A 754-nucleotide genomic window follows, 5' to 3' on the forward strand; every position below is an offset into this window, starting at 1 on the left:
TCAGCCAACTAGACAACACTATTTACCGTAGCCGAATTGTCGCGACCTCAGTCGTAGGCGAAGTGAACCACGTACTGGGTAAACTCGACCGCGCGTTGCCGATGATGCAGCAAACCGAAAAATTGGCGCGCCAGTATCAGGTTTACCATCAAGCACTGTGGGCGATTTTACAACAAAGCGAAATCTTGATTGCTCAAGGTTACGTGCAAGCGGCCTTTGAGCTGCAAGATTCAGGCTTTCGTCTGATTGAAGATCAGCAATTACAGCACGTTCCTCTGCACGAGTTTTTATTGCGTATCCGCGCGCAAGTCTTGTGGTGCTGGAACCGCCTAGATGAAGCCGAAGAATGTGCGTACCGAGGCCTACAAATTCTCGAAAACCATTCGCCAAGTAAGCACTTACATAGCTACTCAATGTTGGCGCGCATTGCGATTGGCCGTGGCGAGCTAGACAAAGCCGGTAAATTCATCGAGCACATTCAACATTTAATGAAGCAGTCTACGTACCACGTAGATTGGACCGCCAACGCCTCTTTATCGTTGATCTTATTCTGGCAAGCGCGTGGCAATACAGAAGCCATGCAAGAATGGTTGAACACGGCGGTTCGTCCAGAATCGGCATGTAACCACTTCTTGCAACTGCAATGGCGCAATATAGTGCGTGCACACATCAATTTGGGTCAGTATGAGGAAGCACGCCAAGCGCTAAACTTCCTGCAAAGTGAAGCGCGCCGTACCAACCTCATTACCGATAC

The 754-nt window shown here is 49.5% G+C and carries 1 pseudogene; it reads left to right on the top strand.

What is annotated here, in order from left to right:
* A pseudogene (locus R7190_RS27045) lies at window positions 1-754 on the top strand (transcriptional regulator MalT); the annotation flags it as partial.

The sequence above is a fragment of the Vibrio sp. 1078-1 genome, assembly GCF_033340475.1.